This is a genomic window from Nocardia sp. NPDC002869 (genome assembly GCF_046764065.1).
In the GTDB taxonomy this organism is placed as follows: Bacteria; Actinomycetota; Actinomycetes; order Mycobacteriales; family Mycobacteriaceae; genus Nocardia; species Nocardia rhamnosiphila.
Genome location: NZ_JBKOOL010000323.1, coordinates 1 through 2,008 on the forward strand (window position 1 = coordinate 1; position 2,008 = coordinate 2,008).

Genomic DNA, 2,008 nt, shown 5'->3' on the forward strand with positions numbered 1-2,008 from the left:
CGCGGCGGCATCGGGCTCCGAGACCACAGAGCCCGGCCCGGGGCCGGTCGCGTCGTCCACCGCCACCGCCACCGCCACCGCCACCGCCACCGCCACGGCCACCGGCACGCGTGCGGCCGGCACGGTATCCGGTACGCGCAGTACCGAACCCACGCCGGCGGCCTCGGGCCAATGTGCCGACCAGTCACTGGCCATCAAGGTGTCGGTGGGGCAGCCCACCTACCAGGTGGGTGAGGAACCGGTATTCGGCATCGTGATCACCAATATCTCCGGTGCGCCGTGCACCCGGGACATGGGATCCGGGCTGCAGCGCGTATCCGTGCATTCGCTCGACGGTGGGCGGCAACTGTGGGCGAGCACGGATTGTTTTCCCGACGGCGATCCGGATGTGCGCACCCTCGACCGCGGTGAGCAGGCCGCGTTCACGGTGACCTGGACCGGCGCGACCTCGCAGCCGGAATGCGCGGGGGAGCGGGTGCAGGTACCCGCGGGCGCCTACAACGTGGTGGCGCAGATGGGTTCGGTGCACAGCGCGCCCGAACCCTTCAATATCGCCTGACGCCGGTCATTTCTTCGTCAGGCCGGCCAACCGCAGCGCGCCGCGCAGACTGGACGCCTCGTGCAGGGTCATCGGTGTGGCCTTACCGTCGGTGCCCGGCGGGACCACCGCGGTGGTGAACCCGAGTCGTTCGGCCTCGGCGAGCCGGCGGGTCACCGAGGTGATCCGCCGGACCTCCCCGGCCAGCCCCACTTCGCCGAGGATCACCCAGCCGGGCGGCAGCGCCGTATCCCGGGCCGCGCTGGCGATGGCGAGCGCGACGGCGAGGTCCGCGGCGGGCTCGGTGAGCCGCATGCCGCCCACGGTGGCCGCGTAGATGTCCTGTTTGCCGACATAGAGACCGCACCGGCTCTGCAGCACCGCCAGCACCATGGCCACCCGGTTGTAGTCCAGTCCGCTGACGGCCCGGCGTGGCGCCGGCGCCTGCGTTTCCACCGTGAGCCCCTGGACCTCGCCCACCAGCGGCCGCTTCCCGTCCATCGCGACGGTGACCGCCGTACCCGGCACCGAATCCGCGCGATGGTGCAGGAACAGCCCGGAAGGGTCTGTCACACAGGCGATCCCGTCGTCGTGGAGTTCGAAACAGCCCACCTCGTCCGCGCTGCCGAACCGGTTCTTGATCCCGCGCACCATCCGCAACGTGGTGTTCTTGTCGCCCTCGAACTGCAACACCACATCGACCAGATGTTCCAGCGTGCGTGGACCGGCGACCGCGCCGTCCTTGGTGACATGTCCCACCAGCAGTACGGCGATACCGCTCGCCTTCGCCAGCGATGTCAGCGCCGCGGTCACCGCTCGTACCTGGGTGACACCCCCGATCACGCCGTCGGTATCGGCGGCCAGCATCGTCTGTACCGAATCGACCACCAGCAGTGTGGGTTTCACCTGATCGACATGTCCGAGCACCACCGAGAGATCGGATTCGGCGGCCAGATACACGCGGTCGTGTACCGCACCCGTCCGGTCGGCGCGCAAGCGCACCTGTCCCGCCGATTCCTCCGCTGTCACGTAGAGGGCCCGCTCGTCGCGCTGCCGCGCCCAGCGATGCGCCACCTCGAGCAGCAACGTCGATTTACCCACTCCCGGCTCACCGGACAGCAACACCACCGACCCCGCGACGATCCCACCGCCCAGCACCCGATCCAGCTCGGACACCCCCGTGGGTCGCGCCGTGGTCGTCTTCGAATCGATCCGGGAGATCGGCGCCGCTGCAGTAGTCGGGAGCATCGCCTTACGCCCCGGTCCCGCCGCCGCGGCCGCCACCGGCATCGCCTCGTCCACGGTCCCCCACGACCCGCAACCGGGACACTTACCGACCCATTTGGCGACTTCGTGCGCGCACTCCGAACACCGATAGACGGCTTTGTTCTTGGTCACTGCCACAGCCGCACCCTACGCAGATGCGCCGACAGTGTTTATTTGCGGCGCCTTCGGCGCCGCGGGGTCGAG

2 protein-coding genes are annotated in these 2,008 nt (G+C 69.6%); one reads left to right on the top strand and one right to left on the bottom strand.

The features are described 5' to 3' along the window. Positions 1-559 (top strand): hypothetical protein (locus ACLML9_RS28640; protein WP_411948412.1); only part of this gene is annotated, 559 nt, incomplete at its 5' end. A 6-nt stretch (positions 560-565) separates the two neighbouring features. Here the strand turns inward: ACLML9_RS28640 and radA are convergent. Then, entirely contained in the window at positions 566-1,936 is a 1,371-nt protein-coding gene (gene radA / locus ACLML9_RS28645; protein ID WP_411948413.1) for a DNA repair protein RadA, read from the bottom strand. Between the last annotated feature and the right edge of the window lie 72 nt (positions 1,937-2,008).